This window comes from Aureimonas frigidaquae, from assembly GCF_001463905.1.
Lineage (GTDB): Bacteria > Pseudomonadota > Alphaproteobacteria > Rhizobiales > Rhizobiaceae > Aureimonas > Aureimonas frigidaquae.
The window spans coordinates 189,212-213,883 of sequence record NZ_BBWR01000012.1 but is presented as its reverse complement, the minus strand read 5'-3'; the positions used below and the strand labels follow the sequence as shown (position 1 = coordinate 213,883).

Here is a 24,672-nt window from a genome sequence, read left to right as displayed (position 1 = left end):
CCCTGGAGTGTACGGCGGCGTCAGCGCCGGTTGCGGATCTGGTCGAGCCAGACCGTCACCAGGATGACGACGCCGATGATGATCTGCTGGGTGAAGGCCGACACGCCGTTCATGTTCAGCCCGTTCCGCAGAATGCCGATGACGAAGGCGCCGATGATGGTGCCCGATATGGTGCCGACGCCGCCCATCAGCGACGTGCCGCCGATGACCGCGCTGGCGATGGCGTCGAGTTCGTACATCACGCCTTCGTTCGGCTGCGCGGTGACGAGGCGCGACATCAGGATACAGCCGGTCAGGCCGGCCATCGTGCCCGACAGGACATAAGTGAAGAGCGTGACGCCGCGCACGTTGACGCCCGACAGGCGTGCCGCTTCGGCGTTGGAGCCGACGGCATAGATATGCCGGCCGAGGGTCGTGCGGGTGAGCATGATGGAGATGATGATGGCCAGCACCACCATCACGATCACCGGATAGGGGATGCCCGGAAAGACCACGGTCGGAAACCCGTCCGACCCCACATTGACGACCCGGAAGAGCGCACCGTTGCCGAGCACGCCGAAGCTCTGCCCCAGGCCCGAGACGGGCCGGGCGCCGGTGATCTGGAGCGCGACGCCACGGGCGATCAGCATCATGCCGAGCGTGGCGATGAAGGGCGGCAGGTGCAGCCGCGTGACCGCGATGCCGTTGATCAAGCCGCACAGGGCGCCGACGATCACGCCGCCCAGCATGCCGACCGGTACCGGCACCCCGGCCTTGACGAGAAGCGCCGCCGCGACGCCGGCCAGCGCCAGCACCGAGCCGACCGACAGGTCGATCCCGCCGGTGATGATCACGCAGGTCGCGCCGAAGCCCAGAATGGCGATGGAGGTGACCTGCAGCGCGATCGTCATGCCGTTGCTGACGGTGAAGAAGGCGTTGCTCGTGACCGAAAAGGCGATGGTCAGGAGGAAAAGGCTGCCCAGGGCGGCGAATTTCTGCAAAAGGTCCTTGCGGCGCTCGCTCGTCATGCGGTTGCCCCGCTGCCGTGCTGGCCACCCGCAAGGCCGTAGCCCGATGCGTAGTGCATGATCTCTTCCTGGCTGGTGTGCGGTGTGTCGAGCGTGGCCATGATGCGGCCCTCGTGGAACACTGCGATCCGGTCCGTGACGCCGAGAATCTCCGGCAGTTCGGACGAAATGAGGATGACGCCGATCCCTTCGGCGGCGAGCGCATCCAGAAGCGTGTAGATGGCGAATTTGGCACCCACGTCGATGCCGCGCGTCGGCTCGTCGAAGATCATCACGCGCGATCCACGATACAGCCACTTGCCGATAACGATCTTCTGCTGGTTGCCGCCGGACAGGAGGCGCGTCACCTGGCGGGCCGACGGCGTCTTGATGGCGAGCTTGTCGATATAGTCGCGCGCGACAGCCTGTTCACGGCCGAAACGGATGAAGCCGAGCGGCCCGGACACCTTGTCCATGCTGGGCATGGTCATGTTTTCGGCCACCGTCATCTTGATGGCGAGCCCGTTGCCCTTGCGATCCTCCGACAGGTAGGCGAGCCCCTCGCGGATGGCGTCGCGCGGGTCGGCGATGGACAGGCTGCGGCCGTCGAACTCGATCCGGCCGGCATCCAGCGCATCGGCGCCGAAGATGGCGCGGGCGACTTCCGTCCGCCCGGCCCCCATCAGCCCCGCAAAGCCGAGGATCTCCCCACGGCGCAGTTCGAAGGAGATGTCTTCGAAGACGCCGCGCCGCGCCAGGCCGGTGGCCCGGAACAGGACCTCCTGCGTGGGGCGTGAGGTGCGGGGCGGGAACTTCTCTTCCAAAGAGCGCCCGACCATGTCGGAGACGATCTGGTCGACACTCGTATCGGCGAAGGCTCGGGTGGACACATAGGTGCCGTCGCGCAGCACGGTGACCCTGTCCACAATGGCGGCCATCTCGTCCAGCCGGTGCGAAATGTACAGGATGCCGACGCCGGCACGCTTGAGATCGTGGATGATGCGGAAGAGGACGCTCGTCTCGGACTCGGTCAGGGACGAGGTCGGCTCGTCCATGATCAGGACGCGCGCATTGAGCGACAGCGCCTTGGCGATCTCGACCATCTGGCACTGGGCGATGGACAGCCGCCGGACTTCGGCCGTGGGAGCGATATCGACGTCCAGGCGGCGCAGCAGCGCTTGCGCCTCGCCGTTCAGGCGCCGCCAGTCGACAAAGGGGCCACGCCGCGGCTCGCGCGCCAGGAAGATGTTCTCGGCCACCGAAAGATGCGGCACCAGGTTCAATTCCTGGTGGATGATGGCAATGCCGGCGGCTTCCGATTCGCGCGTGGAGACGAAGTGGCATTCCTGCCCGTCCAGGAGGATGCGGCCCTCATCCGCCTGATACAGGCCGCTGATCACCTTCATCAGGGTGGACTTGCCGGCACCGTTTTCACCGCAGACGGCATGGACCTCGCCGGCATGGAGATCGAGCGACACGCCGTTCAACGCCTTCACGCCCGGAAAGGTCTTGACGATCCCTTCCAGCGCCAGGACAGCGCGCGACGGTTCCACTCCCTTGTCCATGCGGCGCCCAACCCTCCCGTTGCTCGGCAACCTGTCCCGGGCGCCTCCTCGCGTCCAGGTCTTGGAGGCTTAATGCGACTTCCTCAACTGGTCAATCCAATTTCGTGATCTCGTGATGGTAAATGCCGCATACGGGCGTGGTCCAGCGCTATGATTGGAATTGGTCAGGCCAAACTAGCTTCGCGCTGAGTGGACCCACGTTGCAGATCGAGGGTATGCAGCGCGTCCTCCATGGACGACGCCAGATGGGCGCGGTCGCTGTTCGTGGTCTGCCATGCCGCAATCAGACCGCTCGTCTTGCCGTAGCTGTTATCCAGCACGCAGTGGGGGATGTCCGCAAGAACGCACATGATATGCCCGTGCATGCGGTCGGTGATCACCTGCCTGGCGGAGCCGAGAAGCGCGATCCCGCGGTCAAACCTGCGCGATGCGCGTTCCCGGTAGGCCAGTTCCGTCATGCGTGCGCGGCCGCCGAGCTGTCCCTTCAGGAGCCCGCGCAGGATCGCGGCATGTTTCGTGCGGCGCTGGAAATCCGCTTCCTCCTTCGGCCAGTCGCTCTGGACCGTTCCGGAACGGGCCAGCGCAGCGCTCGTATCGTGCTGGTCCCCCGCCTCGTGATCGTCGCGCAGGTTCAGGAGAAGGGCGTGGCGCGGCTCCGGCCGGCGCACCGGGCCGATGCAGAAGGCCATATCCGGCACAAGGCGCGTTTCACACTCGAACCAGCGCCGTGCGAATTCCAGGCTGCGCTGATCGCGCACAAGCAAGGTGAAGTTTCCGTGCTGCTCGATGGCGCGGGCCGTCGAATCTACGTTTTCCTGGGCGTTGAACTTGATCGTCTGCGGCAACTGAACGATGGGCCGACCTTTGAACCGGCTCAGGACCGCTTCGCGAAACGGACGGAACTTCGGCCAGACATCACCGAAGTTTCCGCCGCCGCTCAGGTAGATGGGTCCGTTGCCGACGGCATCTTCCATCCGGTCGCCGTCGAAGGTCCCAATCTCGCTGACATAGGACGCCGTCATGCCGTGGCGGTCGAAGTAGGCGAGTTCCCCCATCCAGATCGCGCTGTCCCCGATATTGTCGTAGTTGGGGAAATCCAGCAGCGCGAACTTGCGCGAAGGGTCGACGAGGTCGCGCAGCGAGTCTTCGATCTTCGCGTCGAGGCGCGCGACGATGGCGGCGTTGGTTTCCTGCATCATGCGTCTCCTGTGGCGGGGCGCCGGCGGCGCGCCAGCATGGCCGCGGCCATGTCCGTATAGGGTTTGAGGGTGCGACGGCCGAAGACCGCCAGGAATGCGGCATAGACGACGCCGCCCAGGGCGACGTTCAGTGCCAGCGCCACGAAGGGCGAGGTGACGAGGGACGCGATCTCCGCCTTGCTCAGCCAGACCGTCGCGGCCATCAGGACCGAGCCGGCCAGCGGCAGGGCGACCGCGCGGATCGTGCCCATGGGGGCAATGCCGACATGGCGGGACAGGAGGTACTGCTGATAGGGCATGGTGAGCCACGCCCGCAGCGTGTAGCCGGCCGCCACCCAGACCACGCCATAGGGCACGAGGAGCCAGGTCAGGAGGAGCGTTGCGGCCAGCTGCAGCGCGGCGACGGACATGATCGTGTGAGCCTTGTCCACGGCGGCGAGCGCCGGCGCGGCAAAGACGTTCATCACGAAGGGCACGGCCATCAGCACCAGCACCGAGGCGATGGGGCCGGTATCCTGCCACTGGCTGCCGAAGAGTAGGTGGATTGTCTCTTCCGACAGGGCGCCGAAGCCCAGGAGCAGCGGAAAGGTGCCGAGCGCCGCCGCGCCGACGATCCGGTTATAGGCGTTGCGCAATGCCTGCGGGTCGTTCTGCAGGCGTGACAGGGTGACGAGCGATACGCTGCCGATGGGCGCCAGGACCGCCTGGCCGATCAGTTCGATCAGGCGCCAGGCCACCCGGTAGCGCCCGACCTCCGCCGCGCCGTACCAGCGCGAGATGAAGATGTCCTGCACCCGTGTGAGCAGCATCCAGAGAAGCTGGCTCACCATCAGGCTCAGGCTGAAGCCGAGGACGCCGCGGAACCGGGCCATGTCGAAGCGCAGCCGTGGCATCCAGGGAAAGAAAATCCAGCCGAGCGCCACCGTCACGACCGCCTGGACGCCCGCCTGCACCACGAGCGCATAGACGCCGAAGCCCGACAGGGCCGCCGCGATGGCCGCCCCGCCCGACAGGAGGCTGGCCGCCATGCTCTGCGCCGCCAGGTTGCGGTGGCGGAAATCACGGGCAAGCCGGGCATTGTGGATGACGGCGAGCGAGCCGAGCGGAATCAGGAAAGCAAGCCATTTGAGGATCGGCTCGACCGCCGGATCGCGCACCGCACCGGCATAGAAGGGCGCGGCGGCATAGATGCCGATCCCCATGGCGATGCTGAAGACGACCAGTGCCCAGAAGGCGGTGTCGGCCAGTTCCTCGTCCAGCGCATACTGGCGCGTCACGGCATCGCCGAAGCCCCCGAAGGCGATGATCCGGCCGACTTCGGTGAACAGGCTGGCCAGTGCGAAGGTGCCGAACTCCGCCGGGCCGAGAACCCGGGCCAGCACCAGGAAGATGACGAAGGTCGCAACCGTGCTGAAAGCCACGCGCAGCACGGACCAGAGGACGGAGAAGACGGTCTTGTGCTTGAGGTCCGTCGTGGCCGCGGCCGTATCGCTCATGCGCGCTCAGCCTGCCTGCGGGCGGTTCAGCCAGTAGCTCATCATGCCGGACAGGCTGTCGCGCACGGTGGCGCGCCAGGTCAGGCCGAGGCCGGGGCTCAGGGTCTGCCCCGTGAACAGTTCGCGCGCGGCCATGCGCAGGTCCCAGCGGAGCATGCCGCGCATGTTGGAACCACGGTCGAACATGTATTTGGCGTAGAGCGCGCCGTTGCCGAAGGCATAGCCGGCATGCAGGCGGTGGACATCCTCCGGCCGCCGCCGCCCATGGAAATGGTGAACCAGCATGGCGGGTTCGTAGGCGACACCCATCCCGGCCTTGAAGACGCGGTGGATGTAGTCCGTATCCTCGCCAGAGCGGAACCGCGCCCCGGCGCCGAACCGCTCGTCGAAACCGCCGATCCGCTCGGGGATGGTGCGTGGAAAGGCCATGTTGCAGCCGTGCACGAAGCCGCCCGGATGCAGCGTACGGTCGAGGCGCGCCGGCTCGGCGTCGGTCTTGATCGTCACGGGGAGGTCACGCGCATCGCCGAGCTCCACCCGGCCACCGCGCAGGATCGGCTCGGCATCGTTGCGGAAAGCCGCCGCCACGCGGGTGAAATATTCAGGCGCCAGCGCGCAGTCGTCGTCGGTGAAGGCGAGGAGGTTTCCGCGCGCTGCGGCCAGACCCGTGTTGCGCGCCACCGACAGGCCCGGGCGCGGCTCGCGCAGAAGGCGCACCGAGAGGGGCGCCGTCGCGGCGAAGGCCTCCACAATCTGCGGTGTCGCATCGGTGGAGCCGTTGTCCACGAAGACGAGTTCCAGATCCAGCCCGTCAGCCCGCTGCGCGGCCTGCGCAACGGCGTCCAGGCAGACAGACAGCCCATCCGCACGGTTGCGGGACGATACGACCAGGCTGATCGACATATCTCCCGAAGGCATAGGCACTCCATCAACTTTCGGTCGAGACGGCACAGTAACCGTCATCTGGCACTGCGGCAAGAAATTTGTGCTCTGCAACATAGCCGTGTGTTGCTTATCAAACCTGTAAAAGGGGCGTGAGAAGGGCAAGCACTTCGTGACCGCAATCTAGGGTTGCTCATTCAACGAAAAGAGTGTCGATTCGCCAAGAGATTGAAGGCGCGTTCAACGCAGGGCGCGCCGCTCTATGGATGGAGCTGACATGACCCGTTACGCCCTTGCCCTGGCTGCGACGATCGGCCTTGCCGGCGCCGCCCACGCACAGGATCCGCAGACCTGTTCGACCGTCCGCCTGTCCGATCCGGGCTGGAGCGACATCACCTCCACCAATGCGCTCGCGTCCGAAGTGCTGGCGGGGCTCGGCTACACGCCCGACGTCAAGACCTTGTCGGTCCCGATCGGCTACCAGGCGCTCGGCAACAAGGAGATCGACGTCTTCCTGGGCAACTGGATGCCGGCACAGACCGCCTTCCGCAAGGAACTCGATTCGCGCGGGGCGGCAGAGGAACTCACCCGCAACCTGACCGGCGCCAAGTTCACGCTCGCCGTTCCGTCCTATGTGGCGCAGGAAGGTGTGCGCGACGTCAAGGACCTGTCCTCCAATGCCCAGCGCTTCAACTCGCGCATCTATGGCATCGAGGCCGGGGCCCCCGCCAACGAGAACATCGAGAAGATGATCGCCGATCCCGCCTTCGGCCTGTCGGGCTGGCAACTGACCGCATCGTCCGAACAGGGCATGCTGGCGCAGGTGCAGCGGGCTGAGCGGCGCAAGGAATGGGTGGCCTTCCTGGCCTGGGCGCCGCATCCGATGAACACGCAGTTCGATATTACCTACCTGTCCGGTGCCGACGACTATTTCGGGCCCGATTATGGTGGCGCAGAGGTCTTTACCTTGGCCCGGACGGGCTATGGCCAGGAATGCCCGAATGCGGCCAAGCTCTTCAGCCAACTGGTCTTTTCCGTCGACATGGAGAACCAGATGATGGAGGCGCTGGCCGCCGGGACCGAGCCGCGCGCCGCTGCCAAGGCCTGGCTGGCGGCCAATCCGACGGTCCTGGACGGCTGGCTCGACGGTGTTGAGACCCTGGCCGGCGAACCCGGCCTTCCCGCCGTCAAGGCTTCCATCGGCGGTTGAGCAGCAGCCCTGAACGAACGTCCGGCCGGCCCTTCGAGGGCCGGTCTTTGTTTCCCGCAGCGAGCGATATGTCCATGGCCACCCGCCGTCCCAATATCCTGATCGTCATGGTCGATCAGCTCAATGGCACCTTCTTTCCCGATGGGCCGGCCGAGTTCCTGAAAGTGCCGCATCTGCGCCGGCTGGCCGAACGCTCCATGCGCTTTGCCAACGCCTATACGGCAAGCCCGCTCTGCGCCCCGGCCCGGGCCTCCTTCATGAGCGGGCAGCTTCCCTCGGCCACCCGCGTCTACGACAATGCGGCGGAGTTCTCCTCGGAGATCCCGACCTTCGCCCATTATCTGCGGCTGGCCGGCTATCGGACCATCCTGTCCGGCAAGATGCACTTCGTCGGCCCCGACCAGCTCCACGGTTTCGAGGAGCGGCTGACCACGGATGTCTACCCGGCCGATTTCGGCTGGACGCCGGACTATGCGCGCCCGGGCGAGCGTATCGACTGGTGGTACCACAATCTCGGCTCCGTCACCGGGGCGGGCGTGGCGGAGATCACCAACCAGCTCGAATATGACGACGAGGTCGCCTACCATGCCGGCGCGCGGCTCTATGACCTTGCCCGCCGTCAGGACGACCGACCCTTCTGCCTGACGGTCTCCTTCACCCACCCGCACGACCCCTATGTGGCGCGCCGCCGCTTCTTCGACCTGTATGAAGACTGCCCCGCTTTGCAGCCGCAGCTTGCCCGGCAGGCGGAGCCCGATCCGCACACGCTGCGGCTCATGGCAGCCTGCCAGGACGAGGAATATGCGATCACGCCGGATATGGTGGCACGGGCGCGGCAGGCCTATTTCGCCAATATCTCCTATATCGACGAGAAGATCGGCGAGCTGATCGACATATTGGAGCGGACCCGCATGGCCGAGAATACGGCCATTCTCTTCCTGTCCGACCATGGCGACATGCTGGGCGAGCGCGGCCTGTGGTTCAAGATGAACTTTTTCGAGGGATCGGCCCGGGTGCCTTTGATGCTCGCCGCACCCGGCCTCGAGCCGGGCCGCTGCGATACGCCCGTCTCGACGATGGATATCGTGCCGACGCTGTCGGCCCTGGCCGGGCAGGCGCCCGGCGCGGCCGCGCAATGGCTGGACGGCGTATCGCTCCTCGACACGCTTCATACCGGGGACAGGCCGCCGGTGCGCATGGAATATGCCGCCGAGGGCAGCGTCGCGCCCATGGTGTCGCTGCGGCGGGGGCGCTTCAAGTTCAACCGCTGCGCGGCCGATCCCGACCAGCTCTTCGACCTTTCCGCCGACCCGCTGGAGCGCCGGAACCTCGCCGGCCAGGCCGAGCACGAAAAGGTCTGCGCCGCGCTGGCCGCGGAGGTCGACAGGCTGTGGGACCTCGACGCCTTGGACAAGGCGGTGCGGGAAAGCCAGGCGCGGCGGCACGTCACCTATGCGGCCCTGCGCAATGGCGCCTATTATCCGTGGGACCACCAGCCGCTGCAACGCGCCTCGGAGCGTTACATGCGCAACCACATGGACCTGAACATACTGGAGGAAGCCCAGCGCTATCCGCGCGGGGAATGACGAGATCGCCAACTGGCTAAAACTTTTAGGGGCAATTATCGTGTAAGCAAACTATCACGGGTTTGTCGCGGACCTGTCGGGCGGGATGGCTAGGAGGGGCCTACCGGCATGGCTATGACAGCTCTGCAAAGGGAGAGAGATCGCATGAGAACACTCGGCTTGTCCGCGACCGCACTCGTCGCGCTTTTCATCAGCGGCACTGCCGCCAGCGCACAGACGGAAATCCAGTGGTGGCATTCCATGGCCGGCGAACTCGGCCAGAAACTGGAAGCGCTGGCCACCGGCTTCAACGAAACGCAATCGGACTACCGCGTCGTCCCGCTCTATCGCGGCACCTATCCCGAATCCATGACGGCGGCCATCGCAGCCTTCCGCGCCAATGAGCAGCCGCACCTCCTGCAGGTGTTCGAAGTCGGCACCGGCACCTTCATGGCCGCTGGCGAGGCGATCTACCCCGTCCAGGAACTGATGGGCGATACGGGCAAGACCTTCGATCCCGAAAGCTACCTTCCTGCCGTGACCGGCTACTACCAGACGGGCGAGGGCACGCTCCTGTCCTTCCCCTTCAACTCGTCGAGCGTCATCCTCTATTACAACAAGGATGCCTTCGAGGCGGCCGGGCTCGATGCGGACAACCCGCCCAAGACCTGGGACGCGCTGGCCGATGCCGCCCGCAAGATCACCCAGTCCGGGACCAAGGCCTGCGGCCTCACGACCACCTGGCCGGCCTGGGTGAACCTGGAAAACCTGTCCGCCTGGCACAACAAGCCGATCGCCACGCAGCAGAACGGCATGGCGGGCCTCGATGCCGAGTTCGTCTTTGACGATGCCGGGCTGGTCGCCCGACACTGGGCCAACCTTGCCGAATGGCAGAAGGACGGGCTCTACCAGTATCGCGGACGCACCAACACGGCCGGACCGTCCTTCAATTCGGGCGAATGCGCGATGCTGCTCGAATCCTCGGCCGGCCGCGCCTCCATCACCGCCAATGCCGATTTCGATGTCGGCTATGCGATGATGCCCTATTACGACGATGTCGAGGGCGCGCCGCAGAATTCGATCATCGGCGGCGCCTCGCTCTGGGTCCTGCGCGGCAAGGACGAGGCGAGCTACAATGGGGTCGCCGACTTCCTGGCCTATCTGTCGCAGCCCGACATTCAGAGCCAGTGGCACCAGACGACCGGCTACCTGCCGATCACCAAAGCCGCCTTCGAGGCGACGGAGGCTTCCGGCTTCTACGAAAAGAACCCGGGCGCCGACACCGCGATCCGCGAGATCAACCTGAACCCGCCGACGGAGAACTCCCGGGGCCTGCGGTTCGGCAACTACGTGCAGATCCGCACCATGTTCGAGGAAGAGCTGGAGGCGGCGCTCGGCGGACAGAAGACGCCGGAAGCCGCCGTTGCCGATGCCCAGCGGCGCGGCAACGAAATGCTGCGTGAGTTCGAGGCGCAGCAGCAATAGCCCCGACCGCCTAAAAACGCACGGGTGCGGCCCGTCCGCACCCGTGCGTCCATCGCCTTTCCACGACCTGACCGGGAGCTCGACGGCCCATGGCTGAGAAGCGCGTCACCTTCGGCGGGACGGCTCTGCCGATCCTTCTTCTGGCCCCGCAGCTCGCGATCACGGCCATCTTCTTCTTCTGGCCGGCGATCCAGGCGGTCCGGCAATCGCTGTACCGTTCCGACGCCTTCGGCTTCGGCGAACGCTTCGTGGGGGGCGCCAATTTCAGCCAGCTCTTCGCGTCCAGCCGGTACTGGGAGTCGGTCCAGGTCACCTTCCTCTTCGCCGCGGCGGTCTGCGCCATCACCCTGTGCGTGGCGCTGGCCTTCGCCGCCGCCGTGGATCGGCTGATCCGCTCCCGCACGACCTACTCGACACTCCTGATCTGGCCCTACGCCGTGGCGCCCGCAGTGGCCGGCATTCTCTGGTGGTTCCTGTTCAACCCGTCGATCGGCATCCTGGCCTATGGACTGCGGGGCCTTGGCGTGAACTGGAACCATTTCACCGATGGCGGGCAGGCGCTGCTCCTGACCATCGTGGCGGCAAGCTGGGCGCAGGTTTCCTACAATTTCATCTTCTTCCTGGCGGGACTTCAGTCCATCCCGCGCTCGCTCATCGAGGCGGCGGCCATCGACGGCGCCTCGCCGGCCAAGCGCTTCTTCACCATCACCCTGCCGCTCCTGTCGCCGACCATCTTCTTCCTGTCTGTGGTCAACATGGTCTACGCCTTCTTCGACACGTTCGGCATCATCGACACCACGACCGAGGGTGGCCCCGGCCGGCAGACGACGACGCTCGTCTACCAGGCCTATACGGACGGCTTCCTGGGGCAGAACTTCGGGTCTTCCGCCGCGCAATCGGTCATCCTGACCATGGTCGTCATCCTTCTGACCGTCATCCAGTTCCGCTTCGTCGAGCGGCGCGTCCACTACTGAGAAGGCTAAGGGGGGAGAAGGGTCCATGGTTGAAAACCGCCCGCTCTATACGTTCCTGACGCATCTCGTCCTGATCCTGGGCGTGGCGCTGGTGCTGTTTCCCGTATGGGTCGCCTTCGTCGCCTCCACCCATACGAGTTTTCGCCTGAACAGCGGCCTTGCGCCGCTGTGGCCGGGCGATGCGCTGTGGGCCAATTACGCCGCCGTCCTGTCGGACGGGGCGAGCAGCAACGGCCTGCCGCCGGTCCTTCCCATGATGCTGAACTCGCTCGTCATGGCGCTTGGCATCGCGCTCGGCAAGATCGTCATCTGCATCCTGTCGGCCTTTGCGATCGTCTATTTCCGGTTCCGCTTCCGCATGATCGCCTTCTGGCTGATCTTCATGACGCTGATGCTGCCGGTGGAGGTGCGCATCGTGCCCACGTTCCAAGTGGTCGCGGGGCTCGGCATGCTCAACTCCTATGGCGGGCTGATCATCCCCCTGATCGCCAGCGCCACGGCCACCTTCCTGTACCGGCAGGTGTTCCTGTCCGTCCCCGACGAAATGCTGGAAGCGGCGCGGATCGACGGGGCGGGGCCGCTGAAGTTCCTGTGGGACATCCTCATCCCGCTGACCCGGACCTCCACCGCCGCGCTCTTCGTGATCCTGTTCGTCTATGGCTGGAACCAGTATCTCTGGCCGCTGCTCGTCACCACCCAGCCCGATCACTACACCGTCGTCATGGGCATCCAGCGCATCGCGCGGGCGGTCGATTCAGAGCCCGTCTGGAACATCGTCATGGCCGTCGCCGTGCTGGCCATGCTGCCGCCGGTCATCGTCGTCGTCGCCATGCAGAAGCTGTTCGTGCGCGGCCTTACCGAAACGGAGAAGTGAGGACATGGCGTCCATCGTCTTGAGCAATGTCCGCAAGGTCTATCCCGGCGGACAGGAGGCCGTGAAAGGCATTTCACTCGACATTGCGGATGGGGAGTTCGTGGTGCTGGTGGGGCCGTCCGGCTGCGGCAAGTCCACCCTCCTGCGCATGGTGGCCGGGCTGGAAACCATCACCGAAGGCGAATGCCGGATCGGCGACAGGGTGGTCAACACGGTCGAGCCGGCCGAGCGGGATATCGCCATGGTGTTCCAGAACTATGCGCTCTACCCGCATATGAGCGTGCGGCAGAACCTGGCCTATGGCTTGCGCAACCGGGGCACGCACAAGGACGAGATCGCCCGGCGTATTGCGCAAACCGCGAAAGTGCTGGAGATCGAGCCCTTCCTCGATCGCAAGCCGCGCCAGCTTTCGGGCGGGCAGCGCCAGCGCGTGGCCATGGGACGGGCCATCGTGCGCGAGCCGGCCGCCTTCCTGTTCGACGAGCCCCTGTCCAACCTCGATGCCAAGCTGCGCGTCCAGATGCGCGCGGAGATCCGCTCGCTTCAACATCGCCTGCGCACCACGAGCCTGTACGTGACCCACGATCAGCTCGAGGCCATGACCCTGGCCGACCGCCTCGTCGTCATGAATGGCGGTGCCGTGGAGCAGGTGGGCACGCCGCTGGACGTGTATAAGCGCCCCCGCACCCTCTTCGTGGCCGGTTTCATCGGCTCGCCTGCCATGAACCTCGTGCCGCTGGACGGCCAGGCCATCGCGTCCGGTCTGCCCGGAGCGCTTGTCGGTACAGGCGGAACGCTTGGCATCCGCCCCGAGGATATGCGCATGGGTGCCCCGCGAAACGAAGGCGAGATCGGGCTCGACCTCACCATCGCCGCCGTCGAGATGGTGGGTGCCGAAACCTATGTCTATGGCACGCGGGACGGGCTTGCCGCGCCGGTCGCCATCCGCATGCCGGGCTATCAGCGGCACGAGATCGGCGAGCGCTTCGGCGTCAGCGCCCCGGTCGATCGACTCCATATCTTCGGCACGGACGGGGTCCGGCGCGACTGACGGAACCCTTGTCTTCCGGCCGGCGTTGGAAAGGTGATGAAATAATAACCTTGCTGCGCGGTGCGGCAAAGTGTAGAAGCAACGCATATGCCGCTTGCGGGAGAGACTGGCCTTCAAAGGCCGGCGCCGAAGGAGCAACCGCCCCGGAATCTCTCAGGCAAAAGGACCGCGCGGCAGGTCAACATCCGGAGAGTGGTGGCAACCAGCCCACCCGCCGAAGGAGAAAGCGCTGCCGGGATCTCCCGGCTGACGTGAAGCTCTCAGGCCAATGACGGATGGGGCACGCAGGACACCGCGCTTCAGGTGCGGTCGAAAGGACGTGTCATGACCTCGATAGCAGTTATCGGAGCCGGGATCACCGGCATCACCACAGCCTACAAGCTGATGAAACAGGGCCTGGACGTGACGGTCTTCGACCGCAACGGCTATGCCGCGATGGAAACCTCCTTCGCCAATGGCGGGCAGCTGTCCGCGTCCAATGCGGAGGTCTGGAACTCGCCGGCCACCTTCATCAAGGGCCTCAAATGGATGCTGCGCAAGGATGCGCCGCTGCTCGTCCATCCGGCGCCGACCTGGCACAAACTTTCCTGGATGGCCGAATTCGTCCTGGCCGCCCGCAATTACGAAGCCAACACGATCGCCACCGTCAAGCTGGCCATCGCGGCGCGCCAGCACCTCATCGACATGGCCGAGGCCGAAGGATTCGACTTCGACCTGGAAAAGCGCGGCATCCTGCATGTCTATGAATCCAAGGCGGAGTTCGAGCATGCGGAGCGTGTCAGCGCCCTCTATCGCAAGGGTGGCCTGGAACGCCGTTCGCTGACCAATGCGGAAATTCACGCCATTGAGCCGGCCCTGGCGGGTGATTTCTACGGCGGCTTCTTCACGGAAAGCGATTTTACCGGCGATATTCACCGCTACACGCGGGGCCTGGCCGAAGCCTGCGCGCGGCAGGGCGTCACCTTCCGCTACGACACCGCCATTACCGGCCTGTCACGCGGGGCCGACGGCGTGACCGTCGCCTTCGGAGGCGCTGACGGCCTGGCCGCGCAGGCGGCGCGCTTCGACGCCGTCGTCATCTGCGCCGGTGTCGAAAGCCGGCGCTTCGCCGCCATGCTGGGCGACCGGCTGAACATCTATCCGGTCAAGGGCTATTCCATCACCGTCCAGCTTCACGACGCGGCGAGCCGCCAGGGCGCGCCCTGGGTCAGCCTGCTCGACGACAAGGCCAAGATCGTGACCAGCCGGCTCGGCGAGGACCGCCTGCGCATTGCCGGGACCGCCGAGTTCGCGGGCTACAACCGCGATATCCGAATGGATCGGATCCGTCCCCTGGTGGATTGGTGCCGCATGCGCTTTCCGGGCGTGTCCACGGCCGCTTCCGTGCCTTGGGCGGGCCTGCGCCCGATGATGCCGGACATGCTGCCCCGCGTCGGTCGGGGCAAGGCGAAGGGCGTTTATTACAATACCGGCCACGGCCATCTTGGCTGGACGCTGAGCGCCATCACCGCCGATACGATCGCCGCCGAGGTGGCGGGAGATTACCGCGCGAAGGCCGTGTCCGGCGCGCTGCCTTCTGTCGATGCCATCCGGGCCGAAGCCGAGCGCAAGGCCGCCTGAGGCACGCTTATCCAACGGGAAGGGGGTGGCGGTGGCGTCATCCCCCTCTATCTTGTCTGCGACATGCAGGCTCATGACACCATAGATTTTCGCAAACAGGCGCTGTTCCTCGATTTCGACGGAACGCTCGTCGATTTTGCCGACGACCCGATGGCCGTCGCCATCCGGCCGGCCACCTTCGCCAGCCTGCGCATCCTGCAGGACAGGCTGGACGGCGCGCTGGCCATCGTCAGCGGCCGGCGCATCGCCGATCTGGACCATTTCCTGGCGCCCTGGACCTTCAGCGCCGCAGGCGTGCATGGGCTCGAGCTGCGGCAGGCGCCGGGATCACAGGTCCGGCGCGTGGCGCGGCCTGAGGACCTGGAGCCGGTGCGCATCGCGCTGGCCGCAGGCGTTGCCACGGAAGGGCGCCTTCGCCTGGAAGACAAGGGTACAGCGCTCGTCCTTCACTATCGCGGTGCGCCGGAGCTGGCCGGCTCTGCCAGCCGGCTGATGGAGGACGCCGTGGCGGGCCTCGACGGGCTGAAGGTCATGGCCGGCAACAATATCGTGGAAGTGCACCCCGCGGGGATGGACAAGGGGGAGGCGCTGGCGGCCCTCATGGCATCGGCCCCCTTTGCCGGCCGTGTTCCCATCTATGCCGGCGACGATACGACGGACGAATTCGCATTCCGTGCGCTGGCGCGCTGGAACGGCATCGGCATCAAGGTGGGCGAGGGACAGACGGCCGCCACGCGCCGCCTTCGAGATGTCGCGGCAGTCGAGCGTTGGTTGAACGAGGAGGCCGCAAGGCAGGCATGACGGATCGGCAAAAGCGACTGGTCGTGGTTTCCAATCGGGTCGGCCCGCTCAGCGACGAGGGGAAGGCCGGCGGCCTGGCCGTGGGCCTGGCCGATGCGCTGCGGCGGCGCGGAGGCCTGTGGTTCGGTTGGAGCGGTGAGGTCTCTACGCAAGGAACCTTCAGCGAGCTGAAGACCGAGATCGTCGGATCGACCGCCATGGTGACGATCGATCTGAACGAGGAGGAACTGCAAGGCTTCTATTTCGGCTATGCGAACAAATCGCTGTGGCCACTCCTACACTATCGCCTGGACATTGCCCAGTTCGACCGCCAGTCCGACCGCATCTACCGCTCCGTCAACCAGCGCTTCGCGGCCCGGCTCTCTCCGCAGATCGATGGCAACGATATCGTCTGGGTCCATGATTACCATTTCTTCTACCTGGGGTCGGAGCTCCGGCAGTGCGGCTTTGGCGGCCGCCTCGGCTTCTTCCTGCACATTCCCTTCTGCCCGCCGGAAATCCTGACGGCCCTGCCGTCGAGCCACGATCTCGTCCGGGCCATGCTCGCCTATGACGTGATCGGCTTCCAGACGGAGGTGGACCGCCGCAACTTCGTGGCCTTCTGCGTGCAGGAACTGGGCGGCGAAGATTTCGGCGACGGGCGGATTCGTGTGCGCGGCCGCACGGTGCGCGTCAGCGCCTTCCCCATCGGCATCGATGCCGAAGGCTTTGCAGACTTTGCCCTGACGCCCGAGGCCGTCGAACACGAGGATATGGTGCGCGACATCGCCCATGGCCGCCACCAGATCGTGGGCGTCGACCGGCTGGACTATTCCAAGGGCATCATCGAGCGCCTGCGCGGCTTCGAGCAGCTTCTGGAGGACTATCCCGAAAACCGCGGCGCATCGCAGTTCCTCCAGGTGGCGCCGCTGTCGCGCTCGGAGCTGGACGCCTATGCCGAGCTGCGCAACGAGGTCGAGCAGCTGGCGGGCAACATCAACGGACGCTTCGCCACGCTGGACTGGACGCCGGTGCAGATCATGACGCGGGGCTTCACGCGGCGGGCCCTGGCCGGCATCTACCGCGCGGCGCGGGTCTGCATGGTGACACCGCTGCGCGACGGCATGAACCTCGTGGCCAAGGAATATATCGCTGCACAGGATGTTCGCGACCCCGGGGTACTCGTGCTGTCGCGCTTTGCCGGCGCGCGCGAGGAGCTGGCCGAGGCGCTGATCGTCAATCCCTATTCCTCGGAAGATGTGGCGCGCGCCATGCAGCGCGCGCTCACCATGTCGCTGGCCGAGCGGCTGGAACGGCACGCGGCACTGCGCAAGACGGTCTTCGGCAACACGGCCGCTCACTGGTGCGCGGCCTTCCTCAACGCGCTCGAGGACGAGGCGCCGGGTGCGAGCTCGGAAGGCGATCCCGTCATCGCGCCGTAAGGTGCTCGAGGCAACGGGTAGCGTCTGGTCAGCCGGCCCGGTCCTCATGTAGAAGCAAAGCCCTGGAAGCAGTCGATCATTCGTGCGTCGCCGACCGGCACGCCGGAAAGAGGATGAGCATGTCGCAGAAAATCGAGGCACTGAAGTCCGTCCTGTCCGGGCAGCCCGTCATTCCCGTCGTGGCCGTCGAAAGCGCGGCATCGGCCGTCGATCTGGCGCGTGCCCTGGCCGCGGGCGGCCTGCCTGCCATCGAGATCACCCTTCGCACCCCGGCCGCGCTGGATGCGATCCGCGCCGTCAGCGCCGAGGTGCCGGAGGCGATCGTCGGCGCCGGAACCATCCTGACCCCGGAACAATACGACGCCGCCGAAGAGGCCGGAGCCCGCTTCATCGTATCGCCCGGTGCGACCATGGAAGTGCTGGACGCGGCGGGCGCAGGCGAAGCGCCGCTCCTGCCCGGCGCCGCAACGCCGAGCGAACTCATGGCGATGATCGAGGAAGGCTACGAGCTCTTAAAGTTCTTTCCGGCCGAGCAGCTCGGCGGCATCGCCTATCTGAAGGCGCTCGCGCCCGTCTTCCAATCCATCACCTTCTGCCCGACGGGCGGCGTGTCGCCCGCCAATGTCCGCGATTACCTGGCCCTGCCCAATGTGATCTGCGTCGGCGGTTCCTGGGTCGCGCCCAAGGACAAGCTGGCCGCGGGCGACTTTGCCGCCATCACGGCCCTGGCTGCGGAAGCGGCCGCCCTGCGCGGGTGACACGGCCATGAGCGCGCCCGCACCGGACGACCTGTCGGCCTATGCGCCGCGGCAGCACCCTGGCGCGGCACGGCTGGAAGGCCGTCTCGTGCGGCTGGAGCGCGTCGTGCCGGCCCATCTGCCGGCGCTCTATGCCGCCTTCAGCGCGCCGGGGGCAGAGGGGAACTGGACCTATCTGCCCTACGGCCCCTTTGCCGACGCGGCCGCCTTCGAGGCGTTCGCCGAGCGCACCTATTTCGGGGACGATCCCTGTTTTTTCACCGTCCTGTCGCGTGAGACGGGCGCACCGCTTGGCGTCCTCTCCTTGATGCGGATCGATACGGCCAACGGGGTGATCGAAGTCGGCCATATCTGCTTCTCGCCGGCGCTGCAGCGCCGGCCGGAGGCGACCGAAGCGCAGTATCTCTTGATGAAGCATGTCTTCGATACGCTCGGCTACCGGCGCTACGAGTGGAAGTGCCACAACGACAATGCGCCGTCCCACGCGGCCGCGCTGCGTCTGGGCTTCCGCTTCGAGGGTCTGTTCCGCCAGCACATGATCGTAAGGGGGCGCAACCGCGACACCGCCTGGTACGCCATTCTGGATCATGAATGGCCGGCTTTGCGCTCCGCCTTCGAAACCTGGCTCAGCGCCGAAAATTTCGACGCCGAGGGCCGGCAGCGGCGGCGTCTTCAGGACTGCCGCCCGGCCATGGCCACGCATTGAGGGCAATCCGCGATTGAAGGTCGGCAGGATTTGAAGCCTGGCAGGATTTGAAGGTTGGCAGGGGCGCCGGCATGCGGTGCCCCCGCTCGTGTCAGCTCTTGGCCGGCACGACCGTGATCAGCGCGGAGGCCGGATAGACGCTCTCATAGAGCACGCCATCGCCCGGAGAGAACTCCAGAACGGTGCGCCCCTCTTCGTCGGCCATCACCAGCGTGCCGTTGATCCCCTTGCGCCACCAGCTCGCCTTGGCAAGATCGGCCGAGGCCAGGCAGCCGGGGCCCATCGGAATCCGGCCCCAGTCGCCGTTGGCCTGGGCCGGTGCGCCCACCTTGCAGGTCGTGCCGTTGCGCAGGTCGATGAAGCGCAGCGCGCTGCGATCCTCTCCTGTGGGAGCGGGCACGGAATGGGTGATCTCGTCCGCGGGCGACAGGGTCGCCAGCAGCGTTTCATGCGCGGCAACAGTGGAGCCTTGCATGTTCGATACGGCGATCACGCCCGCCAGACCGATGGAAAGAACCATCACGGCGTAATTCATGGCGATCCCTCCTTTCGGGTTGCGGAACGGAGAGTATAGCTTTCTTAAGCTTACCAGAAGGTTAAGCGTGCAGCGGAACGCCCGCTTTCGCGCATTCGGGAACCGGCGTCAGCACGTCGCGCCCGGAGAAGAAGGCCGTGACATTGTCCACCACCAGCTGGCCCATGGCCGCGCGCGTGTGCAGCGATGCTGAGCCGACATGCGGCAGGAGCACCGCGTTCGGCAGGTCGATCAGGGCCTGCGGAACGTGCGGTTCCTTTTCGAAGACGTCGAGCCCGGCCGTCTTGATCGTCCCGGCCGCAAGGGCCGCGATCAGGGCCGGCTCGTCGACGGTGGTGCCGCGGCCGATATTGATGAGGATGCCATCGGGGCCGAGTGCTTCGAGCACGCGCGCATCGACCGCCTTGTCGGTGGACGCGCCGCCCGGCGCGGCGATGATCAGCGTATCGACCGCGCCCGCCAGACCTTCCAGCGTGTCGTGATATTCATAGGCGACATCGTCGCGGCGGCGGCGGTTATAGTAGGCGATGCCGACGCCAAAGGCTTCCAGCCGCCGGGCAATGGCCATGCCGATCCGCCCAAGGCCCATGATGCCGGCCGTGCGGCCGCGCAGCGTGCCCGTGGTGAGCGGGTAGGGGCCCTTGGCTTCCCAAAGGCCGGCGCGCAGGTGCCGTTCGGCCTGCGGCAGCTCACGCACCGTCATCAGGAGAAGGCCCAGCGCCGTATCGGCCACTTCTTCCGTCAGGACGTCCGGCGTGTTGGTGACCATGATGCCCTTGGCGGCGGCATGGGCGGCATCGACGCTGTCATAGCCGACCCCGAAGCTGCCGATGATCTGCAGCCCGGGCAGGGCGTCCATCATGGCCGCCGATACGTTGCCGAAGGATGCGATGGCCCGAATTTCCTGCCGCTCGGCCGGGCTCAGGCCGTCCAGTCCGGTTTCCGTGAGGTCGCGAACGTCGAAGCGCTCCTGAAGCGCTGCGCGGGCGGCCGCATGGAAACCGACGGGAACGAGAACGGGAACGCTTTTGAGGTCTGCCATGTCGTGTCGTTTCCTCTTCTTTACGCGCGGTCAATGCCGCTGCTGGATTGCCGGATCTTGAGCTGCGGGGTGATCAGGACGACCGATTCCTCCGGCGGAGCGCCGTTCAGGCGGGCCAGGAGCGAGGCCGCGGCCCGCTGGCCGACCTCGCTCTGGCCGTTGGCCACCGTCGTCAGCGACGGCATGGCGATGGCCGCCTCGTCGATATCGTCATATCCCGTGACGGCAATGTCGATTCCGGGACGGATCCCTTCGCGCGCCAGCCCGTACATGAAGCCGAGCGCCACGAGATCGGAGAAGCAGACCACGGCCTGCGGCCGGTCGGCGAGCCGCAGAAAGCCGGACACCGCGTCGAACCCCGAATGGCGGCTGCGCGGTCCGGGAATGCGCCAGTCCGCGCGGAAGGCGATCCCGGCCTCTTCGAGCGCCTGCCGGTAGCCGCGCTCGCGCTCGCGCCCGGTGGAGGTCAGGTCGGTGCCCCCGATCATGGCGATGCGGCGGTGGCCCTGTTCGATCAGGTGGTTGACGGCAAGGCGCATGCCGTAGCTGTCATCGCCCCGGAAGGAGGCGACGCCGCAACCTTCCACCGTCCGCGCGATGAGCGTGACGGGCAGGTCGTTCTCTTCCGCAAGGTGGATGTCGGGCGCCGGCGTGCCGATGGCCGGCGACATGATCAGCCCGTCGGCGCCGAGCTGCAGCATCGTATCGACGAAGGCGCGCTGCTTGGCGAGCTGGTCGTAATGATTGCACAGGACGAAGGTCTGGCGGTGGCGGTCGAGCTCGTTCTCGATGGCTTTCAGGATTTCGCCGAAGAACGGGTTCATGATGTCGCTGACGCAGACGCCGATGATGCCGGATTTGGACGTGCGCAGGCTGGCCGCACGGCGGTTGTAGATATAGCCGGAGGCGCGCGCCTGCTCCTTGATGCGCTCACGCGTCGCTTCCGCAACCAGCGGGCTATCCCGCAGGGCCAGGGACACGGTCGCGGTGGACAGGCCGAGGGCTTCCGCGATCGTCGATAATTTGACCTTCTGAGCCACCGATCTCCCGAAAGCTGGGCCCGGCGCCGCGACCGGACAGGCTGAGTTGCACGCATGCGCGCTTCCAGGAAATGCTGTAAGCGATGGACGGCGTGTCATGCAACAGACCAGTTGCACGCCGACGGGTTTCAAACCCGCCTTGCAAGCACGGCAGCGGGCCGCTGCGTTACGCAAGGGAAGGTCGGTGAAGGGTGCGCCACCGGGCATGATCGGCAGGGCGCGCCTTTCCTGCACGGCGTGAAAAGGGCGGGTCAGCCGCCTGCCCGCCCAGCCCATGCCTTAAGGTTGGCGGTCGGCACCCCAGCAAAGACATCTAAAGGATAGGCTATTTCGACTGTGCACTTCAAGGGGTTTCACTCGATGATTAGCCGCTTCCCCGCCTTGCAGCCTGCCGCGCAGCCGGGCCATAAGCAGAAGGGACCTGCGGGCGCGAGGGGCAAGGGCGATGATCGAGCGCTTCTACCAGGATATGGACAGCGCGACGCTCGCCGCCGCGCAGGGGCTCGAGGCGGCGCTCGCCATCCTGCCCATCGCGGCGATCGAGGCGCATGGCCCGCATCTGCCGCTCGGGACCGACAGCATCATCGCCGAACACATGCTGGCCCGCGCGGCAGCGACCCTGCCGGCGGACTGGCCGGTGACCATTCTGCCCTGCCTGCCGGTCGGGCTGTCGCCCGAGCACGCGGCCTTTGCCGGCACGCTGAGCCTGTCGGCAGAGACGGCGCTGGCGCTCCTGTCCGGCCTGTCGCAGGATCTGCGGCGGTCCGGTTTCCGGCGCCTTCTCTTCCTGTCGTCGCATGGCGGGAACATGCCCGTCCTGGACCTTGCCGCCATGGCGGCCCGGCAGGAGGGCATGCTGGCCACTGTTGCCAACTGGCAGCGCTTCGGCCTGCCGGCCGGGCTCGTGCCGGCGTCGGAAAGCGCCTATGGCATCCATGGCGGCGCGGTCGAAACGGCCTTGATGCTGGCCTTCCGTCCCGATCTGGTGCGGCGCGCGGCCATTGCGCATTTCCCCTCGCTGCAAACGACGCTGGAGGGGGAAGCAGAGCTCCTGCGCGCGCATGGGCGGCTCGGCTTCGCCTGGGCGGCCCAGGATCTCCACCCGGAGGGGGTCGTCGGCGATGCCCGGCTGGCCGATGCGGCGATGGGCGAGGCCATCGCCGCACACCAGGTGGCCGGCCTGACGGCACTGGCCGGGGACCTCCTGGCCTTCGATCTGGCGCGGCTGCGGGCGGGGCCGCCGCGCCCCTGAAATCAGCCCGTGCAATCGCCGCTGGGCCATCCTATATCGGGGCCTGACAGTTCCCGTGAAGGAGCAAGGCACGCCATGTCGCGTACAGAGACCGCCGCCGACCAGATTCCCGTCACCGTCCTGACCGGATATCTCGGGTCCGGCAAAACCACCTTGCTGAACCGCATCCTGACCGAAGACCATGGCAATCGCTATGCCGTCGTGGTCAACGAGTTCGGCGAGATCGGCATCGACAACGACCTCATCGTCGAGACCGACGAAGAAATCTACGAAATGAACAATGGCTGCATCTGCTGCACCGTGCGGGGCGATCTCGTCCGGGTGGTGGAAGGGCTGGTACGCCGCAAGGGCCGCTTCGACGCCATCATCGTCGAGACGACGGGCCTGGCCGATCCCGTGCCCGTGGCGCAGACCTTCTTCATGGACGATGATGTGCGCGCCCGCACGCGGCTCGACGCCGTCGTGGCGTTGGTCGATGCACGCCACCTTCCGCTGCGCCTGAAGGACTCGCGCGAGGCGGAGGATCAGATCGCCTTCGCCGACGTCGTCGTGATCAACAAGACCGATCTCGTCACGCCCGAAGAGCTCGAGAAGATCGAGGCCACGGTGCGCGCCATCAACCCGCATGCGCGCATCCACCGTGCGGAGCGCGCCCGGATCGCGCTCGACCGCGTGCTCGACCAGGGCGCCTTCGACCTGACGCGCGTCCTGGACGAGGATCCGGACTTCCTGGAGCAGGCCGCCCATGCGCATGACGATCACGTCTGCGGCCCCGACTGCGACCACGATCACCACCACCATCATGACCATGGCCACGATGATCACCACGACCATGGCCATGATCACGACCATCACGGCCATGCGCACCACCACGATCATGACCATCACGCCCATGGCGCGGTGTCCGACATTCACGACGTGACGATCACCTCCGTCTCGCTGCGCGGCGGCGCGCTGGACGAGAAGAAGTTCTTCCCCTGGATCCAGGCGCTGACCCAGACCGAGGGGCCGAACATCCTGCGCCTGAAGGGTATCCTCGCCTTTGCCGGCGATGATGATCGCTATGTGGTCCAGGGCGTCCACATGATCATCGAAGGGGATCACCAGCGCCCCTGGCGCGATGGCGAGCCGCGTGAAAGCCGCCTCGTCTTCATCGGCCGCGAGCTCGATCGCGCACGGCTGGAGGCCGGCTTCCAGGCCTGCCATGCGGATGTGAAGACGCCCGCCTGATGCCGCAGCTCGTTCCCTATGCGTTCGACGGTTTCGTCGAACAGGCCGTGTTCCTGGCCGACAAACCCTTCTTCGCCCTGGCCGACGGCACTGTCCGGCGCATGGATGGCGGCGAGACGGTCGCGGAGGCGTTGCCGGCAGGCCTCGTCTGCGCACGGGCCGATCCGTACGCGCCTCGTCTCCTGTGCGGCGGCGAGGACGGCCGCATCGTGGCCGTCGATGCCGCGTGCGAGGCGCAGGAACTCGTGTCCATCGGCCGCCGCTGGATCGCCGACGTGGCGGCCGGCCCCGACGGGGCCCTTGGCTTTGCCGCCGGCCGTTCGGCCTATGTCCGCCTGAAAAATGGGCAGCTTCGCGAGCATGTCCATGGCCGCAGCGTGGAGGGGATCGCCTTCGCGCCCAAGGGCCTGCGGCTCGCCTTCGCCCGTTATGACGGCGCCAGCCTGTGGTTCCCCGCGATGGACACGCCACCGGTAGGCATGGAGTGGAAGGGCGCGCATATGGCGGTCGGCTTCAGCCCGGATGGCCGCTTCCTCGTGACGACCATGCAGGAAAACGCCCTGCATGGCTGGCGCATGGAGGATGGCAAACACATGCGGATGACCGGCTACCCCGCCAAGGTGAAGTCCTGGTCCTGGTCCGCCAAGGGCCGGTTCCTGGCCACGTCCGGCGCGCCGGCAGCCATTCTCTGGCCGTTCTCCGGCAAGGACGGGCCGATGGGCAAGGCGCCGCTGGAGCTGGGGACGCGCGGCGACACCATGGTCACGAGCGTTGCCTGCCATCCGGGAGACGATATCGTCGCCGTGGGTTATTCCGACGGCATGATCCTGGCGGTCCGCTTCGCCGATGCGCGCGAAGCGCTGCTGCGGCGCGGCGGCAACGGGCCGGTGACCACCATGAACTGGGACAGGGCCGGACGACGAATCGCCTTCGGCACCGAGACCGGAGAAGCCGGCATCATCGATATCGCGGGCTGAAAA

The 24,672-nt window shown here is 66.3% G+C and carries 22 protein-coding genes and 1 riboswitch; of the genes, 14 read left to right on the top strand and 8 right to left on the bottom strand.

The features are described 5' to 3' along the window. Positions 1-20: 20 nt before the first annotated feature. From AUL30_RS13505 to AUL30_RS13485, 5 genes are all read right to left on the bottom strand, one after another. Positions 21-1,007: an ABC transporter permease gene (locus AUL30_RS13505; RefSeq protein WP_062228415.1), complete on the bottom strand. Its 987-nt coding sequence runs from the start codon at positions 1,005-1,007 to the stop codon at positions 21-23. Then, the gene (locus AUL30_RS13500; protein WP_062228414.1) at positions 1,004-2,551 is read right to left on the bottom strand and encodes a sugar ABC transporter ATP-binding protein; all 1,548 of its coding nucleotides are present in this window, start codon (positions 2,549-2,551) and stop codon (positions 1,004-1,006) included. The genes AUL30_RS13505 and AUL30_RS13500 overlap by 4 nt, the downstream gene beginning before the upstream one ends. 164 nt (positions 2,552-2,715) lie before the next feature. Further along, a complete protein-coding gene (locus tag AUL30_RS13495; protein ID WP_244490823.1) occupies positions 2,716-3,750 on the bottom strand; it encodes a polysaccharide pyruvyl transferase family protein in 1,035 nt (344 codons plus the stop codon). Then, positions 3,747-5,246, bottom strand: a complete 1,500-nt coding sequence (locus AUL30_RS13490; protein ID WP_062228412.1) for a lipopolysaccharide biosynthesis protein — start codon at positions 5,244-5,246, stop codon at positions 3,747-3,749. The genes AUL30_RS13495 and AUL30_RS13490 overlap by 4 nt, the downstream gene beginning before the upstream one ends. 6 nt (positions 5,247-5,252) lie before the next feature. After that, the gene (locus AUL30_RS13485) at positions 5,253-6,164 is read right to left on the bottom strand and encodes a glycosyltransferase family 2 protein (protein ID WP_062228411.1); all 912 of its coding nucleotides are present in this window, start codon (positions 6,162-6,164) and stop codon (positions 5,253-5,255) included. A gap of 241 nt (positions 6,165-6,405) precedes the next feature. Here AUL30_RS13485 and choX point away from each other — a divergent pair, with 241 nt between their 5' ends. The 11 genes from choX (at position 6,406) to AUL30_RS13430 (ending at position 18,593) form a co-directional block, all read left to right on the top strand. Beyond that, the gene (choX, locus tag AUL30_RS13480) at positions 6,406-7,338 is read left to right on the top strand and encodes a choline ABC transporter substrate-binding protein (protein WP_062228410.1); all 933 of its coding nucleotides are present in this window, start codon (positions 6,406-6,408) and stop codon (positions 7,336-7,338) included. Between the two features lie 74 nt (positions 7,339-7,412). Next, the gene (betC, locus tag AUL30_RS13475) at positions 7,413-8,924 is read left to right on the top strand and encodes a choline-sulfatase (RefSeq protein WP_062228409.1); all 1,512 of its coding nucleotides are present in this window, start codon (positions 7,413-7,415) and stop codon (positions 8,922-8,924) included. A 144-nt stretch (positions 8,925-9,068) separates the two neighbouring features. Further along, on the top strand, positions 9,069-10,388 hold the full coding sequence (ugpB, locus tag AUL30_RS13470) for a sn-glycerol-3-phosphate ABC transporter substrate-binding protein UgpB (RefSeq protein ID WP_062228408.1): 1,320 nt from the start codon (positions 9,069-9,071) through the stop codon (positions 10,386-10,388). A gap of 89 nt (positions 10,389-10,477) precedes the next feature. Beyond that, positions 10,478-11,362: a sn-glycerol-3-phosphate ABC transporter permease UgpA gene (gene ugpA / locus AUL30_RS13465; protein WP_062228407.1), complete on the top strand. Its 885-nt coding sequence runs from the start codon at positions 10,478-10,480 to the stop codon at positions 11,360-11,362. Between the two features lie 25 nt (positions 11,363-11,387). Next, a complete protein-coding gene (gene ugpE / locus AUL30_RS13460) occupies positions 11,388-12,236 on the top strand; it encodes a sn-glycerol-3-phosphate ABC transporter permease UgpE (protein WP_062228406.1) in 849 nt (282 codons plus the stop codon). Between the two features lie 4 nt (positions 12,237-12,240). Beyond that, on the top strand, positions 12,241-13,287 hold the full coding sequence (locus AUL30_RS13455; RefSeq protein WP_062228405.1) for a sn-glycerol-3-phosphate import ATP-binding protein UgpC: 1,047 nt from the start codon (positions 12,241-12,243) through the stop codon (positions 13,285-13,287). Between the two features lie 87 nt (positions 13,288-13,374). After that, positions 13,375-13,466, top strand: a riboswitch (glycine riboswitch). Between the two features lie 145 nt (positions 13,467-13,611). Continuing rightward, positions 13,612-14,907 (top strand): D-amino acid dehydrogenase, encoded by a 1,296-nt coding sequence (locus AUL30_RS13450; RefSeq protein WP_062228404.1) that lies wholly within the window; start codon positions 13,612-13,614, stop codon positions 14,905-14,907. A gap of 63 nt (positions 14,908-14,970) precedes the next feature. Beyond that, positions 14,971-15,708: a trehalose-phosphatase gene (otsB, locus tag AUL30_RS13445; protein WP_062228403.1), complete on the top strand. Its 738-nt coding sequence runs from the start codon at positions 14,971-14,973 to the stop codon at positions 15,706-15,708. Then, the gene (locus tag AUL30_RS13440) at positions 15,705-17,129 is read left to right on the top strand and encodes an alpha,alpha-trehalose-phosphate synthase (UDP-forming) (RefSeq protein ID WP_062228402.1); all 1,425 of its coding nucleotides are present in this window, start codon (positions 15,705-15,707) and stop codon (positions 17,127-17,129) included. Before otsB ends, AUL30_RS13440 begins: the two co-directional genes overlap by 4 nt. A gap of 119 nt (positions 17,130-17,248) precedes the next feature. Further along, positions 17,249-17,887 (top strand): 2-dehydro-3-deoxy-phosphogluconate aldolase, encoded by a 639-nt coding sequence (locus tag AUL30_RS13435; RefSeq protein WP_062228535.1) that lies wholly within the window; start codon positions 17,249-17,251, stop codon positions 17,885-17,887. Positions 17,888-17,894: 7 nt separating this feature from the next. Further along, positions 17,895-18,593, top strand: coding sequence for a GNAT family N-acetyltransferase (locus AUL30_RS13430; protein ID WP_062228401.1), 699 nt, complete (start codon positions 17,895-17,897; stop codon positions 18,591-18,593). Positions 18,594-18,684: 91 nt separating this feature from the next. On the opposite strand, the gene AUL30_RS13425 is transcribed toward AUL30_RS13430, so the two are convergent. The 3 genes from AUL30_RS13425 to AUL30_RS13415 all read right to left on the bottom strand — a co-directional run bounded on the left by AUL30_RS13425 (position 18,685) and on the right by AUL30_RS13415 (position 21,210). Further along, positions 18,685-19,128, bottom strand: a complete 444-nt coding sequence (locus AUL30_RS13425; protein WP_062228400.1) for a hypothetical protein — start codon at positions 19,126-19,128, stop codon at positions 18,685-18,687. A gap of 61 nt (positions 19,129-19,189) precedes the next feature. Then, a complete protein-coding gene (locus AUL30_RS13420) occupies positions 19,190-20,170 on the bottom strand; it encodes a 2-hydroxyacid dehydrogenase (protein WP_062228399.1) in 981 nt (326 codons plus the stop codon). 20 nt (positions 20,171-20,190) lie between these two features. Then, the gene (locus AUL30_RS13415) at positions 20,191-21,210 is read right to left on the bottom strand and encodes a LacI family DNA-binding transcriptional regulator (RefSeq protein WP_062228398.1); all 1,020 of its coding nucleotides are present in this window, start codon (positions 21,208-21,210) and stop codon (positions 20,191-20,193) included. A gap of 445 nt (positions 21,211-21,655) precedes the next feature. Between AUL30_RS13415 and AUL30_RS13410 the strand changes: the two genes are divergently transcribed. The 3 genes from AUL30_RS13410 to AUL30_RS13400 all read left to right on the top strand — a co-directional run bounded on the left by AUL30_RS13410 (position 21,656) and on the right by AUL30_RS13400 (position 24,669). Next, positions 21,656-22,462, top strand: a complete 807-nt coding sequence (locus AUL30_RS13410) for a creatininase family protein (protein ID WP_062228397.1) — start codon at positions 21,656-21,658, stop codon at positions 22,460-22,462. Positions 22,463-22,537: 75 nt separating this feature from the next. Continuing rightward, the gene (locus AUL30_RS13405; RefSeq protein WP_062228396.1) at positions 22,538-23,692 is read left to right on the top strand and encodes a CobW family GTP-binding protein; all 1,155 of its coding nucleotides are present in this window, start codon (positions 22,538-22,540) and stop codon (positions 23,690-23,692) included. After that, on the top strand, positions 23,692-24,669 hold the full coding sequence (locus AUL30_RS13400; RefSeq protein ID WP_062228395.1) for a WD40 repeat domain-containing protein: 978 nt from the start codon (positions 23,692-23,694) through the stop codon (positions 24,667-24,669). Before AUL30_RS13405 ends, AUL30_RS13400 begins: the two co-directional genes overlap by 1 nt. Positions 24,670-24,672: the final 3 nt, after the last annotated feature.

Coding starts and splice junctions, on each gene's coding strand:
- otsB (WP_062228403.1), top strand. CDS start 14,971: ATGCAGGCTCATGACACCATAGATTTTCGCAAACAGGCGCTGTTCCTC.
- AUL30_RS13420 (WP_062228399.1), bottom strand. CDS start 20,170: ATGGCAGACCTCAAAAGCGTTCCCGTTCTCGTTCCCGTCGGTTTCCAT.
- AUL30_RS13405 (WP_062228396.1), top strand. CDS start 22,538: ATGTCGCGTACAGAGACCGCCGCCGACCAGATTCCCGTCACCGTCCTG.
- AUL30_RS13440 (WP_062228402.1), top strand. CDS start 15,705: ATGACGGATCGGCAAAAGCGACTGGTCGTGGTTTCCAATCGGGTCGGC.
- AUL30_RS13450 (WP_062228404.1), top strand. CDS start 13,612: ATGACCTCGATAGCAGTTATCGGAGCCGGGATCACCGGCATCACCACA.
- choX (WP_062228410.1), top strand. CDS start 6,406: ATGACCCGTTACGCCCTTGCCCTGGCTGCGACGATCGGCCTTGCCGGC.
- AUL30_RS13495 (WP_244490823.1), bottom strand. CDS start 3,750: ATGATGCAGGAAACCAACGCCGCCATCGTCGCGCGCCTCGACGCGAAG.
- betC (WP_062228409.1), top strand. CDS start 7,413: ATGGCCACCCGCCGTCCCAATATCCTGATCGTCATGGTCGATCAGCTC.
- AUL30_RS13485 (WP_062228411.1), bottom strand. CDS start 6,164: ATGCCTTCGGGAGATATGTCGATCAGCCTGGTCGTATCGTCCCGCAAC.
- AUL30_RS13490 (WP_062228412.1), bottom strand. CDS start 5,246: ATGAGCGATACGGCCGCGGCCACGACGGACCTCAAGCACAAGACCGTC.
- AUL30_RS13430 (WP_062228401.1), top strand. CDS start 17,895: ATGAGCGCGCCCGCACCGGACGACCTGTCGGCCTATGCGCCGCGGCAG.
- AUL30_RS13455 (WP_062228405.1), top strand. CDS start 12,241: ATGGCGTCCATCGTCTTGAGCAATGTCCGCAAGGTCTATCCCGGCGGA.
- AUL30_RS13500 (WP_062228414.1), bottom strand. CDS start 2,551: ATGGACAAGGGAGTGGAACCGTCGCGCGCTGTCCTGGCGCTGGAAGGG.
- AUL30_RS13410 (WP_062228397.1), top strand. CDS start 21,656: ATGATCGAGCGCTTCTACCAGGATATGGACAGCGCGACGCTCGCCGCC.
- ugpB (WP_062228408.1), top strand. CDS start 9,069: ATGAGAACACTCGGCTTGTCCGCGACCGCACTCGTCGCGCTTTTCATC.
- ugpA (WP_062228407.1), top strand. CDS start 10,478: ATGGCTGAGAAGCGCGTCACCTTCGGCGGGACGGCTCTGCCGATCCTT.
- AUL30_RS13505 (WP_062228415.1), bottom strand. CDS start 1,007: ATGACGAGCGAGCGCCGCAAGGACCTTTTGCAGAAATTCGCCGCCCTG.
- AUL30_RS13435 (WP_062228535.1), top strand. CDS start 17,249: ATGTCGCAGAAAATCGAGGCACTGAAGTCCGTCCTGTCCGGGCAGCCC.
- AUL30_RS13425 (WP_062228400.1), bottom strand. CDS start 19,128: ATGAATTACGCCGTGATGGTTCTTTCCATCGGTCTGGCGGGCGTGATC.
- AUL30_RS13400 (WP_062228395.1), top strand. CDS start 23,692: ATGCCGCAGCTCGTTCCCTATGCGTTCGACGGTTTCGTCGAACAGGCC.
- ugpE (WP_062228406.1), top strand. CDS start 11,388: ATGGTTGAAAACCGCCCGCTCTATACGTTCCTGACGCATCTCGTCCTG.